This is a genomic window from Kitasatospora sp. NPDC048296 (assembly GCF_043201815.1).
Taxonomy (GTDB): Bacteria; Actinomycetota; Actinomycetes; order Streptomycetales; family Streptomycetaceae; genus Kitasatospora.
This window is the reverse complement of record NZ_JBICZB010000088.1, coordinates 1-13,422: the sequence shown is the minus strand read 5'-3', so window position 1 is coordinate 13,422 and position 13,422 is coordinate 1. Positions and strand designations below refer to the sequence as shown.

Sequence of the window (13,422 nt, the reverse complement as noted above, 5' to 3'; positions counted from 1 at the left end):
TCACAACACTTCGCCGGCCGGCGTTCCCGCTGGCGGGCTTCCACCACGGCACGCCGAGAACGCCGGGGAGCCCGTCGTGAGAACCGACCAGCAGTCGCAGCCGGGACCGGTGACCAGCCAGCGCACCAAGCCCGAGAACAAGGCCCAGGCCCTGGCCGACTGGACCGACGGCCGGCTCGGCATCTACTCCCTGGCCAAGGCCAATCTGCGCAAGATCTTCCCGGACCACTGGTCCTTCATGCTGGGCGAGGTCGCGCTCTACACCTTCGTCATCATCATCCTGACCGGCGTCTGGCTGACCCTGTTCTTCAACCCGAGCATGGGCGAGGTCGTCTACGACGGCCGGTACGTCCCGCTCAAGGGCATCCAGATGTCGCAGGCCTACGCCTCCACGATCAACATCAGCTTCGACGTCCGCGGCGGCCTGCTGATGCGCCAGATCCACCACTGGGCCGCGATCGTCTTCATCGCCTCGATGTTCACGCACATGCTGCGCGTGTTCTTCACCGGCGCGTTCCGCAAGCCCCGCGAGATCAACTGGGTCTTCGGCGCGCTGCTGTTGTTCCTCGGCATGTTCGACGGCTTCATGGGCTACTCGCTGCCGGACGATCTGCTCTCCGGCACCGGCATCCGCTTCATGGAGGGCGCGATCCTGGCCGTCCCGATCGTCGGCACCTACCTGCAGTTCTTCATCTTCGGCGGCCAGTTCCCGGGCACCGACATCATCCCGCGCCTGTTCACCGTCCACATCCTGCTGATCCCGGGGATCATGGTTGGCCTGCTCGCGGCGCACCTGATCCTGGTCTTCTACCACAAGCACACCCAGTTCGCCGGGCCCGGCCGGACCAACGACAACGTGGTCGGCATGCCGCTGATGCCGGTCTACATGGCCAAGGCGGGCGGCTTCTTCTTCCTGGTCTTCGGCGTGGTCGCGTTCATGTCGGCGATCGCCACGGTCAACCCGATCTGGGCCTACGGCCCGTACCGGCCCGACCAGGTGTCGACCGACGCCCAGCCGGACTGGTACATGGGCTTCTCCGAGGGCCTGATCCGGGTGATGCCCGGCTGGGAGATCAGCGTCTGGGGCGGCCACACCCTGAACCTCGGGGTGTTCGTCCCACTGATGATCTTCCCGACCGTGCTGCTGGCCATCTGGTGCTGGCCGTTCCTGGAGGCCTGGGTCACCGGGGACCGCGGCGAGCACCACATCGCCGACCGGCCGCGCAACGCGCCGGTCCGCACGGCCTTCGGCGCGGCCTGGGTGAGCCTCTACCTGATCCTGCTGGCCGGTGGCGGCAACGACCTGCTGGCGACCCACTTCCACCTGTCGATCAACGCGATCACCTACGCGGTGCGGGCCGGCTTCTTCGCCGTGCCGGTGGTCGTCTTCGTGATCACCAAGCGGTGGTGCCTGGGCCTGCAGCGGCGGGACAAGGACAAGGTGCTGCACGGCCGGGAGACCGGTGTCATCAACCGGCTGCAGCACGGCGAGTACGTCGAGGTGCACGCGCCGCTGCCGCAGGGCCGGCTGTACACCCTCACCGCGCACGAGCAGCCCGAGCCGACCGTGCTGGAACCCGAGGTGGACGAGAACGGCGTGGTCCGCAAGGCCGGGCTGTGGACCCGCACCCGGGCGAAGCTGTCCCGCGGCTTCTACGGCGAGGGCAGCCAGATCCCCAAGCCGACCGTCGAGGAGCACGCGGAGATCAGCAGCGGCCACGGCCACCACTGATCCCCGGGCCGAAACCCCGAGGGCCCGCTGCGCCGGAATCGGCACAGCGGGCCCTCGCCGTGCCGCGGGCACGCTCCGCGACGCTCAGCCCCTGAGGGCCGCGGGGAGGACGGCGAACAGCGCCGCCGCCAGGGTCACGGTGAGACAGAGCGCCGCCCAGCGGGCGCAGATCCGGCGGCACTCGGCGCGGTAGCGGGCGGCCAGCCGGCGGCAGCGCCCGACCGCGCGGTCCACGACCTCCTCGGCGTAGCGCAGCCGGTCGGCGGCGTAGGCCTGTTCGAGGCTCTCCCGCTCCACGTCCGGCAGCCAGGGGAACCGGGCGGCGAAGGCCCGGGCATCCCGTTCGGCCGCCGCGACCTCCGCCTCCCAGGCGAGGAAGCCCTCGATGCGGGCGATCCCCACCCGGGAGGTCACCCGGCCGCCGCCGTTGTCGGCGGGCCTGCCCTGGCGGGGGGTGCGTGCTCTCGGCGGACGCTGTCTGCCACCCATGACCGCTCCTCAAGTCCTGTCGAGTCGTCCCGCCGGAAACCTGCGGGAATGGGCTCTTACCGGGGATCGCTCCGCAATCAGGCAACTACTACCAGCGACGAACCGCAGGTAGGAGACGGCTCGCCACAGCCCGCACACCCGGGGAAAACTTGCGCGCCACGCACTATTGCGTGACGCGCACTTTTTGCGGGACAGTGGTGGCCATGACGAACGGGCAGCCCGGTCTGCGGGAACGTAAGAAGGCCGCGACGCGGGAGGCGCTGAGCTGGGCGGCACTGCGCCTGGCGGCGGAACGGGGGCTGGAGAACGTCCGGGTGGAGGACATCGCGGCCGCGGCCGGGGTCTCCCCGCGCACCTACAACAACTACTTCTCCAGCAAGGCCGAGGCGATCGTCTTCCGGCACCGCAACCGGATCCTGCAGGCCGCCGAGGCACTGCGGGCCCGCCCCGCGGAGGAACCGCTGTGGGAGGCACTGGCCCAGGCCCTCGTCGAGCCCTTCTACGGCGCGGAAGCGGAGCCCGACCAGCGCTGGCTCGCCGCCATACGGCTCCTGCTGCGCGAACCGTCGCTGCAGGCCGAGCTGTCGCGCGGCGGCGCGCGGACCCGGGCCGAACTGACGGCGGCGGTGGCCGCCCGGACCGGCACCGACGCCGACCGGGACCTCTACCCGAAGCTGGTCGCCGCGGCCGCGCTCTCCGCACTCCAGGTCACCAACGAGCACTACCTGACCGCCGATCCGGTGGTGCCCTTCAAGCCGCTGTTCGCCGAGGCACTGCGGCAGCTGGCGGCCGGGCTGCCCGATCCGTCGTCCGCATGAACCAACCGTCTCAGAGGGGGATTCGAGATGACCAACGACGTCATCATCGTCGGCGCCGGCCCGGTCGGGCTGTTCCTGGCCTGCGAACTGGCGCTGGCCGGAGTGCAGCCCGTGGTGCTGGACCGACTGCCCGAGCGCTCCGGCGAGCAGAAGGCCAACGGCCTGGTCGGCCAGGTGCTCCGCCTGCTCGACCACCGCGGCCTCCACCAGCCGCTCAGCGGCGTCCCGGGCGCGCCGCAGCCCGTGCCGCGCCTCGTGTTCGGCGCCTTCCCGCTGGATCTGCACCGGCTCGACGCCAACCCGCTGCACGCCGTGCCCGTACCGCAGCACCGGATCGAGGAGGTGCTGGAGGAGCGTGCCCTCGAACTGGGCGTCACCGTGCGCCGAGGCTGCGAGGTCTCCGGCTTCACCCAGGACGCGACCGGCGTGACCGTCGACCTCCACGGTCCCGACGGCGCCAGGCAGGTGCGGGCCCGCTACCTGGTCGGCGCGGACGGCGGCCGCAGCACGGTCCGCAAGCTCGCCGACATCGGCTTCCCCGGTGTCACCTCGCCCGACCCGGTCTCCCGCGTCGCGCACGTGCGGCTGCCCGAGGGGCTCCGCACCACCGACAGCGGCGAGGTCCTGCTGCCCGGCTGCCCGACCCCGTTCCGCCCCTACACCCACACCCGCACCGACCACGGCGTGTTCGTCATCACCCCCTTCAACCAGGACGCGGTCATGATCGCCACCATGGAGTGGGGCGGCCCGCCGGTGGACCAGCGGGCCCCGCTCACCCTGGACGAACTACGCGCCAGCATCCGCCGGGTGACCGGCGCCGACCTCGAACTCACCCCGGCCCGCACCGCCGGTCCGTTCACCCCGCGCCGCACCGTCGGCCACAACACCCGGCTCGCCGAGCGCTACCGCGACGGCCGCGTCCTGCTGGTCGGCGACGCCGCCCACGTCCACGCCGCGATCGGCGGCCCCGGCCTCAACCTCGGCCTGCAGGACGCCGCCAACCTCGCCTGGAAGCTGGCCGCCGAACTCCAGGGCTGGGCTCCGCCCGGCCTGCTGGACAGCTACCACCGCGAGCGCCACCCGATCGGCGAGCGGGTGTTCATGCACTCCCAGGCCCAGATCGCGCTGATGGCCCCCGGCGCCGGGACCACCGCGCTGCGCGCCCTGGTCGGTGAACTGCTCTCGCACGAGGACAACCTCGCCCGGATCGCCGCCCTGATGGCGGGCAGCGACGTCCGCTACGACACCGACTGCCCGCACCCGTGGGCCGGTGGCTTCGCGCCGGAACTCGCGCTGACCACCGCCGAGGGGGATCTGCGGCTCGCCGAACTCGCCCGTAGTGGGCGGGCGTTGCTGCTCGACCTGACCGGCGGCGCACTCGGGCTCGCGGACCGGGCGGCGGGGTGGAAGGACCGGGTGGGCGTGGTGACCGCACAGTGCGCCGAGCCGCCGGCCGGGGCGCTGCTGCTGCGCCCGGACGGGTACGTCGCCTGGGCGTCGGGGGTCGGCGAGGCGGACCCGACGGGGTTGGAACGGGCGCTGCGCACCTGGTTCGGCACGCCGCGCGACTGAGTACCCGTACCCGGGTGGACTGAGTACCTCGCCGCTGCCGCAGCGGCAGGGGTGGCCGGGAGCATGGACGGCATGAACGAATCCGCGCGTACCGCAGCCGCCCCGGCCGGGTCCGACCGTGGCCGCTGGTGGCGGGCCCCGGCGATCTCCACCTCGGTGACCCTGATGCTGCTGCCCTGGGCCGTCGTCCTGCGCGGCCTGGGAGAGATGGCCACCGACCCCTGCACCAGTCCGGGCCCGTGCCCCGCCGTGCCGTACCTGGCCGCCGCCTCCGCGGCGCTGATCGCGGCCGTGGTCGCGCTCGTCCTCCAGTGGCCCGCCTCCTGGCTGTTCCAGCGGGCCCGGGTGGCCGTCTGCCTCGTCCCGGTCGCCGCGCTGGTGGTGGAGGTACTGGCGATCTTGAACGCCGGAAACAGCAGGTGACGCCGGATTCCCGACCAGGTGACCGAAAGTCAACTATGGTCGTCGCGGCCCGTTCCACGAGGCACGGGCCTCGACCGGACGAACGGGGAAACGGTGCGCATCGGAATCATCGGCACGGGAGTGGTCGGGCAGACCCTGGGCAACAAGCTGGTCTCACTCGGCCACCAGGTGACGCTGGGCTCCCGCGACAAGGACAACGAGAAGGGGCTGGCCTGGGCCCGGCAGGCCGGCCCCGACGGGCACACCGGCACCTTCGCCGAAGCGGCCGCCTTCGGCGAGGTGGTGCTGAACGCCACCGGCGGGACGGTCTCGCTCGCGGCGCTGCGCGCGGCCGGGGCCGAGCACCTGGCCGGGAAGCTGCTGATCGACGTCTCCAACCCGCTGGTGTTCGGCCCGGACGGGGTGACCCTCGACCCGGTGAACACCGACAGCGTCGGCGAGCGGATCCAGCGCGAGTTCCCCGAGGCCCGGGTGGTGAAGGCGCTCAACACGCTGAACTGCGCGCTGATGGTCGACCCGGGGAAGCTGGCCGGTGAGCACAACCTGTTCATCGCCGGGAACGACCCGGACGCCAAGGCCGACACCGTCGCGCTGCTGGGCGAGTTCGGCTGGCCGGCCGGGTGGATCGTCGATCTCGGGGACATCACCGGCGCCCGGGCCACCGAGATGATGATGCCGTTCTGGCTCCGGATGATGGGGCACTTCGGCGACGCGGAGTTCAACTACTCCTTCCAGCGGGCCAAGTAACGGCGGACAGCCCTCGGGCCCGGCCCCGCCGTGCGCGGTGGGGCCGGGCCCGGCGCAGGCGGCGGGACGGGGCCCGGCGGAAGCCTGACCGCGGTGGGGGAGAATGGACGGCATGTCCCGACGTCGTTCCGCGCCCCGCGCCACCACTCCCCGGCTGCTGCCGTCCTCCCCGTGCCCGTGCGGCCTGCCCGCCGCCTACGGCGACTGCTGCGGCCGACTGCACCGCGGCCAGGCGGCGGCCACCACTGCCGAGTCGCTGATGCGCTCCCGGTTCAGCGCCTTCGCCGTCCAGGACGCGGCCTACCTGCTGCGCACCTGGCACCCGGACACCCGGCCGGACGAGGTGGACTTCGACCCGGCGCTGCGCTGGACCCGGCTGGAGGTGCTCTCCACCACCGAGGGCGGCGCCTTCCACGCCGAGGGGACGGTCGCCTTCCGGGCGCACTGGACGGAGGGCCGCGAGGAGGGGGTGCTCGCCGAGCACAGCCGGTTCGTCCGGTACGAGGGCGCCTGGGTGTACCTGGACGCCCTCTCGCTCGACTGAGACTCCCCTTGCCGGTCGGCGCCTACAGGTAGTCGTCCAGGCGACCCAGCGAGAAGCCGGCCGCGGTGACGTCGTTGACCACCTTGCGCAGCAGGTCCGGCATGGTGGCCTTCCAGTCGGAGGTGCCCCGGAAGTGGGTGAGGATGATGTCGCCCGGGTGCAGCTTCTGGTCGTCGTAGCGCCACTCCATGTGGTCAGGGAAGGCCTCCTCGTTCCACATCGGCACCGCCTGCACCCCGCAGGACGCGGCCGCGCGCAGCGTGTCGTCGTTGTACTCGCCGTACGGGGGCCGGAAGAGCCGGGGGCGGACGCCGATCTGCCGCTCCAGCTGGTCCTGCTGGTCGCAGATCTCCTTGCGCTGGGTCTCGTAGTCGAGGACCTTGAGGTTGCGGTGGTTGATCGTGTGGTTGTTGATCTCCACGCCCTGCTTGTGCAGGTCCCGGAAGTAGCCGTAGTTGTCGCGGACCAGGTAGTCGGAGAGGAAGGCGCTGAGCGGGATCCCCAGTTCCTCGGCCATCTTCGAGAACGCCGGGTCCTTCTCGTTACCGTCGTCGACGGTCAGGAAGACCACCTTGTCCTTGGTCGGCACCCGGAAGACCACGGGTGGGCGGCCGTCCTTCAGCTTGACGCCCTGCACCGGGGTGAGCGCGACCCTGGTCGCCGGGCGGGGCGGTGCCTTCAGCGGCGGGCGCTCCAGGCCCCAGCGCCGCGCGGTCTCCAGCGCGGCGCCGGCGACGGACTCCTGACGGGCCGCCGCCTCGCCGCTGGTCTCCTCCTCCTGGCGGGCCAGCCCCGGCACCTTGGCCGGTTCGGCGGGCGGTCGGGCCGCGCCGTGGCCCGCCGAACCGCCCCCGGCGGCGGGTGCCGCGCCCGCCTCGGCCGGGGCGGCCTCGGGCCGGGTGGACCAGGCGGGCCCGGCGCAGCCGGCGACGACGACGGAGAGGCACACGGTGGCCAGCAGGCCGGTCCGCACACCGCTCCGCTGCTTCTGACTCGCCATCAAACCCCTATTTTTGTGACAACCTGATGGTCTGTTCATAGCTGCACTGCTCCCCCACCGCGCACCCCCACCAATCCCCCCATCACCCGCCCGGGGCAACGCCGCACCGCTCGCCTTGCCGTTCCTTTGCCGAACCGGCCGGACGCGACCGGAAGCGACCGGACGCGGGTCGGACGCCTCGGGAATCGGTCGGATCGAAAACCCTTTGCGGCGACGGCACACCGGAACGGATCATGCGCACATGACGAACACCGCGCCCCGCCGCTCCGACCTCTGGGCCGTCACCACGGCCGACGTGACCACCCCCGAGGCCCTGGAGCTGCTGCGCGACTACTACTACGACGTGGCCAACAGCTACTACCGCCTCCACCTCGGCCGGGAGGGCACCCCCGAGGAGCTGGAGACCGGCCTCGCCGGGTCCCCCAGCGACGACCTCGCCGCGCCGACCGGCCTCTTCCTCCTCGGCCGCCACGACGGCACCGCCCACTCCTGCGCCGGTCTGCGCCGGTACGACGCCACCACCGTCGAGCTCACCCGCGTCTTCGTCCGCCCCGCCCTCCGCGGCACCGGCGGCGGAGCCGCCCTCCTCGCCGCCGTCGACGAGGCGGCCCGCAGCATGGGCGCCGACCGGATCGTCCTCGACACCCGTCTCGACCTGATCGAAGCCCGCACGCTGTACCTGCGGAACGGCTACCAGGAGATCCCCGCCTACAACAACGGGCCGTACGCCCAGGTGTGGTACGGCAAGGACCTCACCGTGCTCGCCCCGCAGTCGAGTTGACCAATCGCTGAGAGCGGGGGCGCTACCTCGCGCCGGCCTCCGAGTAGCGGGCCGACGCCGCCGTGAGTTCGGCGGCCGAGGGCGGGTTGGCGCCGGGGCGGGAGACGGTGAGGGCGGCGGCGGTGACGGCCTGGGTGAGGCAGCCTCGGAGGTCGGTGCCGTCGGCGCGGGCGTGCAGGAAGGCGGCCATGAAGGAGTCCCCGGCGCCGACGGTGTCCGCGACCGCCACCGGGACGGCCGGGGCCTGCTCACGGCCGCCGTCGGAGGTGAGGGCGAAGGCGCCCTCGGCGCCGAGGGTGACGGCGACCACGGTGGGGCCCAGGGTGAGCCAGCGCTCGGCGACGGCCTCGGCGGGCTCGCCCGGGTAGAGCCAGGCCAGGTCCTCGTCACTCGCCTTCACCAGGTCGCTCAGCGCCACGCAGCGCTCGACCCGCCGGACGGCCTGCGCCCGCTCGCCCATCAGCGCGGGGCGCACGTTCGGGTCGTAGCTGATCTGCGCCCGGCCGCGCCAGCGCTCCACCAGGGCCAGCACCGATGCCGCGCCCGGCTCGCTGACCGCGCCGATCGAACCGAGGTGGACGGCCGCGGGGGTGGTGGTGAGGTCGGTCGGCGGAAGGGTCCAGCCGATGTCGAAGGTGTACCGGGCCCGGCCCTGCCCGTCCAGCCGGACCACCGCCGAGGGCGTCCGCGCCGCCTCCGCGGCCCGGACCTCCACCCCGGCGGACTCCAGGTGCGCGCGGATCAGCCGCCCGTTGGCGTCCGGCCCCAGTTCGGTGAGCAGCACGGCGGACCGGCCCAGCCGGGCCAGGCCGTAGGCGAGGTTGGCGGGGCTGCCGCCGGGGTGCACGACATCCGGGGCCCCGTCCGTGCGGACGATGTCGGCGACGCACTCGCCGATCACCAGTACGTGGGCGTCGGGGCTGGTCACTGCGGCTCCTGGCATCCGGTGGGCGGGCGTCGTCTCGACCGTCAGCCTACGGGGTGTGCCCGGGAGTCGTCAGGGCATGAAAGTACGGCCGCCGGACCTGGCCAGGTTCTCCGACGGCCGTGGCCCCGTCCGTCAGGGGACGAAGCACCTCGAACACTAGACCCCACCCGGGCACTCCGCCAGCGCCGTGAGCCGTCCGGGGGATGTCCGCGTGTCGTCACGATCCGGGCCGTCCCGACCTCGCGGGCCTGACGGTCCACTAGCATCCCTGCCCGCTGCGTCGCGTGCGTACCGCTGCACGGCCCCGACTGTCGACTCCCGAAGTGCGGTGATCACCCTGCTCAGGCCCCGTGCCGGTCTCGCCATGACGCTCGCGCTCAGCGCGGCGGTGCTGTCCGCCAGCGTGCCGTCGGCCACCGCCGCCGACGGGCTGGGCGACCCGGTCTTCCCCTCGCTCGGCAACACCGGCTACCGGGCACTCGCGTACGTTCTCGCCTTCGAGTACCGGGCCGACACCCGCACGGTGGACGCCACCGCGGTGATCACCGCCCGGCCGAACCGGACGCTCGCCAGCCTGTCGCTGGACGCGCTCGGACTGAACGTGCGCGCCGTCCAGGTCGACGGGCGGCCGGCCGGGTTCACCACCCATGACGAGAAGCTGACCGTGACCCCGGCGAAGCGGCTGCACCGCGGCACCACCACGCGACTGACCGTCGAGTACACGGCCGACCCGCGCGCCGGGCTGCCGCACACCGGCTGGGTCCCGACCCCGGACGGCTTCGCGGTGGCCGGCCAGCCCGCCGGCCCGCACACCGTCTTCCCCTGCAACGACCACCCCAGCGACAAGGCCCGCTTCACCATCGCGGTGACCGCCCCGGACCAGCTGCTGGGCGTGGCCAACGGGGAGTTGACGCAGACCGAGCGGCTCGGCGACGGCCGCACCACCCGGCGGTACGTCTCCCGCGAGCCGATGGCCACCGAACTGGTCCAGGTCTCGGTCGGCGACTACAACGTCCGCGAGCGCACCGGCCCGCACGGGCTGCCGCTGCGCGATGTCGTCCCGACCGCCCGGGCCGCCGAGCTGGCCCCGGCCCTGGACCTCACCGCCGACCAACTGATATGGGCGGAGCGGCACTTGGGCCCGTTCCCGTTCGAGGCCTACGGCCTGATGCCGGCCAACACCGACGACCCGGCGGCCTTCGCCTTCACCGGCCTGGAGACCCAGACCCTCACGCTCTACAAGCCGGACTTCCTGCGCCGGGGCGAGCCGGCGATCGGTTCGCACATGATGCACGAGCTGGTGCACTCCTGGTTCGGCGACAGCGTCTCCCCCGCCACCCGGGCCGACCTGTGGCTCAACGAGGGGCACGCCGACTACTACGGCCTCGACTACCGCTACGAGCGCGGCTGGCCCGACGACTGGGGCCACACCACCCTGGCCGACCGGATGCGCCATCTGTACGGCCTCGGCGACCAGTGGCGGCACGACGCCGGACCGGTCGCCTCCCCCACCGCCGACCACCTCTTCGACAGCCAGCGCTACACCGGCGGCGCGCTGGTGCTGTTCGCGCTGCGGGAGAAGGTCGGCGCGGACACCTTCGACCGGATCGAGCGCACCTTCCTGCGCGAACACCGCTACGGCACCGCGACCACCCTCGACTACGTCCGCACGGCCTCCGAGATGTCGGGGCAGGACCTCGGCGGGTTCCTCACCGACTGGCTGTACGGGTCGCGCACACCGCCGATGCCGGGTCACCCGGACTGGACGGTCGGGCCGGTGTCCTCGACCCCGCCCGCCGCGACGCGGCAGGTCGGGACGGAGGTGACGAAGGAGTCGGAGGGGTCGGGGACGCTCTGATCTCCTTTCGTACGGTCTGATCCCTTTCGCCCGCCCGGCCGCGCCGCACAGTGCGTCCGGGCGCTCCCCGCGCGCCCCTGACCGGGCGGGGCCGGGCGGGCCATGGTGGTCCCCACGGCCCGCCCGCCGCCCGGCCGAGTCCCGGCCGGCTCGCGGGCCGTCCAACGTCCCCGGCCCGCCCGCCCTCGTGCCTGCCCGCCCGCCGTGAGAAAATTTCCGCCGTAGGCAGGCAACCCGCACCGCCGCCCACCGCGTTCAGCAGCCGTGAGAACGACACCATCGAGGACGCGGCCCGACCGGCCGCCACGGCTGACAGGAACGGTACGGGAACCATGGCGGGGACGGCGGCAGGATGAGGGACGCAACACCGGACTTCGCGGAGTTCGTCGCCGCCTGCAGTCCGAAACTGTTGCGCACGGCCTGGCTGCTGACCGGCGACCCGTACCAGGCCGAGGACCTGCTGCAGACCGCGCTGGCCAAGGTCTGGCCCCGCTGGGAGCGGATTGCGCCCGACCGGCCCGAGGCCTATCTGCGGAAGGTGCTGGTGAACTGCCACGTCTCCTGGTGGCGGCGGCGCTGGACCGGGGAACTACCGCACGGAGAACTGCCGGAGCCGCCGCCGGCGGCCGCCGACCCCTTCGAGGGGGTGGTGCTCGGTCAGGTGGTCGCCGAGGCGGTCCGGGCGCTGCCGCCGCGCCAGCGCGCCGTGGTGGTTCTGCGCTTCTTCGAGGACCTCAGTGTGGAGGAGACCGCCGAGGTACTGCGCTGCACCACCGGCACGGTGAAGAGCCAGACGCACCGGGCGTTGGCCGCCCTGCGCGGAAGGCTCCCGGCCCGGGAACTGCTGCTGACCGGGGGAAGCCGTGAGCGGGTCTGAGCCGAGGCGCGACAACGCGGAGACCGAGGAGGAGGAGCTGCGCGTCCTGCTGCGCCGGGCCGTCCCCGCCCTGGCCACGCCGGAGGATCGGATGGAGCGGGTGCTCGCACGCGCCGACCGGAGCAGTCGACGGCGGCGGGCCACCGGGCTCGGACTCGGCCTCGGCGGCGGGCTGCTCGCCGCTGTGCTGGCCGCCGCCCCGGCGCTGGACCGGGGCGCGGTCGGGCCGACAGCGGAGCGCCCGGCGGGCACCTCTTCGCCCTCGTACGCGCCGACACCATCCGTCTCGCCCACGCGGGCCGGGGACCTCGTGCACTTCCCGCAGGCCGACGGTCTCACCGTGGCCCTGCCGCCGGGCTGGTACGCACAGGTCTCGGGCGTGGACGACCCGCACGACCACCTCGGGTACCTGGCCAACCGGCAGTTCGACACGAAGGTCCCGTGCCCCCGGACGGCCGTTTTCTGTCCGCCGATCGGAGCGCTGACCTCGGACCGGGCCCTCCTCACCGTGAAGGTGGTCGGGGTGGGGGACTCGGCCGGGGCGGCCGACGGGGAGACCACCGGCATGGTCGACATCGCGCTCGACAAGGACTGCTCCGGCCAGAACGGAAACCGGGAGCTCGTCGGGCACCGGAGCGTCACCCTCCAGAACGCCGGTGTGCGGCTCGAGCTGACGGCCTGTGTGCGGGCGCCCTCGGACCGGACGCTCCAGCAGGTGCAGCAGGTGCTCGACTCGCTCCGGGGCGTCGGCTGACCTTCCGCCCGTCCTCCTGACCACTCGTCTGGCGAAACGGATTCGCCATGTCCCTGCCCGTCACGCCTTGGTGGGGTTGGCGGCGCTGCTCCTGACGGGCTACGCGTCCGCAGGCCCGACATCCGGCCCGGTCCTCGATGCGCGGGCCGTGCCCGCCGCCGCCGCGCCGTCGTCCCCCGCCCCGCCACCGGTCGCGGCGGCGCGGCCGGCGCCGCCCGAGCTGCCGTGCCGACTCCCGGGTGCCGGGCCGCGGTTGGCTGCCGCCCTGCCGGCCGGGGCGCGGCAGGCGCTGGTGGTCACCGGTGACGGGCCCGCCTCCTCTCCCGGTCACGCCGTCCTCTACCGCAACGACGGTGACGGCTGGCTCACCGGGCCCACCCGGGCTGCGTGGGCATGAGCGAGGACCTGATGCGCGAACTGCTGCTGACCCTGGATCCGGCGCTGCACCCGGTGGTGGTGACGGGGGACCGCGAGGCGCTGGGGCGCTGAGGGGACTGCGCTGTGCGAGTCGGGTGACCCGGTGGATCCGGAACCGCCCGTAACCCTTGCGGCGCAGCGTCGTTGGACCGGCCATGAAGAAGCGCAGCATGCTCGCCGTCGCCTCGCTCGCCGTGGGTGTCGTGGCCTCCCTCACCGCGCCGAGTGCGCACGCCAGTGCCGTCGGCGGTCAGGAGGGCCTGCCCGGTTCGCTGACCAGCGCGCCGGACGCGCTGCCCGGGCAGGTCGGCGACGCGGGCGGCGTGGTCGGCCATGCCACCGGCTACGTGACCGGGTCCGCGGACGGACTGGTCCCGGTCACGCCCGCCTAGGAGCGTGGGTCAGTAAGCGGCAACCCGCGTGTGGCTTGTGATCATTCGTACGAGATGATCCTGGTATGCGTGATCAGGAGGGGTTGTTCG

Annotated in this window: 15 protein-coding genes; 12 read left to right on the top strand and 3 right to left on the bottom strand. The window is 73.0% G+C overall.

Annotated elements, in window-relative coordinates:
• The first annotated feature begins 109 nt into the window (after positions 1–109).
• Complete coding sequence (locus ACGF12_RS33520; RefSeq protein ID WP_393038693.1) at positions 110–1,732, top strand: cytochrome bc complex cytochrome b subunit; 1,623 nt, start codon at positions 110–112, stop codon at positions 1,730–1,732.
• An 84-nt stretch (positions 1,733–1,816) separates the two neighbouring features.
• Here ACGF12_RS33520 and ACGF12_RS33515 read toward each other — a convergent pair whose 3' ends face one another.
• Positions 1,817–2,221 carry a hypothetical protein gene (locus tag ACGF12_RS33515; protein ID WP_393038660.1) on the bottom strand — a complete coding sequence of 135 codons (405 nt, stop codon included), beginning with the start codon at positions 2,219–2,221 and terminating at the stop codon, positions 1,817–1,819.
• 203 nt (positions 2,222–2,424) lie between these two features.
• On the opposite strand from ACGF12_RS33515, the gene ACGF12_RS33510 reads away from it, so the two are divergent.
• The 5 genes from ACGF12_RS33510 (at position 2,425) to ACGF12_RS33490 (ending at position 6,325) form a co-directional block, all read left to right on the top strand.
• On the top strand, positions 2,425–3,039 hold the full coding sequence (locus ACGF12_RS33510; protein WP_393038657.1) for a TetR family transcriptional regulator: 615 nt from the start codon (positions 2,425–2,427) through the stop codon (positions 3,037–3,039).
• A gap of 27 nt (positions 3,040–3,066) precedes the next feature.
• On the top strand, positions 3,067–4,611 hold the full coding sequence (locus ACGF12_RS33505; RefSeq protein ID WP_393038654.1) for an FAD-dependent monooxygenase: 1,545 nt from the start codon (positions 3,067–3,069) through the stop codon (positions 4,609–4,611).
• Between the two features lie 72 nt (positions 4,612–4,683).
• Positions 4,684–5,034, top strand: a complete 351-nt coding sequence (locus ACGF12_RS33500) for a hypothetical protein (protein WP_393038651.1) — start codon at positions 4,684–4,686, stop codon at positions 5,032–5,034.
• Between the two features lie 93 nt (positions 5,035–5,127).
• On the top strand, positions 5,128–5,781 hold the full coding sequence (locus tag ACGF12_RS33495; RefSeq protein WP_393038648.1) for an NADPH-dependent F420 reductase: 654 nt from the start codon (positions 5,128–5,130) through the stop codon (positions 5,779–5,781).
• Between the two features lie 112 nt (positions 5,782–5,893).
• On the top strand, positions 5,894–6,325 hold the full coding sequence (locus ACGF12_RS33490; RefSeq protein WP_393038645.1) for a YchJ family protein: 432 nt from the start codon (positions 5,894–5,896) through the stop codon (positions 6,323–6,325).
• A gap of 22 nt (positions 6,326–6,347) precedes the next feature.
• On the opposite strand, the gene ACGF12_RS33485 is transcribed toward ACGF12_RS33490, so the two are convergent.
• Positions 6,348–7,325 carry a polysaccharide deacetylase family protein gene (locus tag ACGF12_RS33485; RefSeq protein ID WP_393038642.1) on the bottom strand — a complete coding sequence of 326 codons (978 nt, stop codon included), beginning with the start codon at positions 7,323–7,325 and terminating at the stop codon, positions 6,348–6,350.
• A gap of 241 nt (positions 7,326–7,566) precedes the next feature.
• Here ACGF12_RS33485 and ACGF12_RS33480 point away from each other — a divergent pair, with 241 nt between their 5' ends.
• The gene (locus ACGF12_RS33480) at positions 7,567–8,106 is read left to right on the top strand and encodes a GNAT family N-acetyltransferase (RefSeq protein ID WP_393038639.1); all 540 of its coding nucleotides are present in this window, start codon (positions 7,567–7,569) and stop codon (positions 8,104–8,106) included.
• 22 nt (positions 8,107–8,128) lie between these two features.
• Here the strand turns inward: ACGF12_RS33480 and ACGF12_RS33475 are convergent, their stop codons facing one another.
• A complete protein-coding gene (locus ACGF12_RS33475; protein ID WP_393038636.1) occupies positions 8,129–9,034 on the bottom strand; it encodes a carbohydrate kinase in 906 nt (301 codons plus the stop codon).
• Positions 9,035–9,398: 364 nt separating this feature from the next.
• On the opposite strand from ACGF12_RS33475, the gene ACGF12_RS33470 reads away from it, so the two are divergent.
• The 5 genes from ACGF12_RS33470 (at position 9,399) to ACGF12_RS33450 (ending at position 13,332) form a co-directional block, all read left to right on the top strand.
• Positions 9,399–10,892 carry a M1 family metallopeptidase gene (locus ACGF12_RS33470; RefSeq protein ID WP_393038633.1) on the top strand — a complete coding sequence of 498 codons (1,494 nt, stop codon included), beginning with the start codon at positions 9,399–9,401 and terminating at the stop codon, positions 10,890–10,892.
• Between the two features lie 352 nt (positions 10,893–11,244).
• The gene (locus ACGF12_RS33465) at positions 11,245–11,769 is read left to right on the top strand and encodes a SigE family RNA polymerase sigma factor (protein WP_393038630.1); all 525 of its coding nucleotides are present in this window, start codon (positions 11,245–11,247) and stop codon (positions 11,767–11,769) included.
• Entirely contained in the window at positions 11,756–12,523 is a 768-nt protein-coding gene (locus tag ACGF12_RS33460) for a hypothetical protein (RefSeq protein WP_393038627.1), read from the top strand. Before ACGF12_RS33465 ends, ACGF12_RS33460 begins: the two co-directional genes overlap by 14 nt.
• Before the next feature lie 253 nt (positions 12,524–12,776).
• Complete coding sequence (locus tag ACGF12_RS33455) at positions 12,777–12,920, top strand: hypothetical protein (protein ID WP_393038624.1); 144 nt, start codon at positions 12,777–12,779, stop codon at positions 12,918–12,920.
• 175 nt (positions 12,921–13,095) lie between these two features.
• Positions 13,096–13,332 (top strand): hypothetical protein, encoded by a 237-nt coding sequence (locus ACGF12_RS33450; protein ID WP_387616540.1) that lies wholly within the window; start codon positions 13,096–13,098, stop codon positions 13,330–13,332.
• The last annotated feature ends 90 nt before the right edge of the window (positions 13,333–13,422 follow it).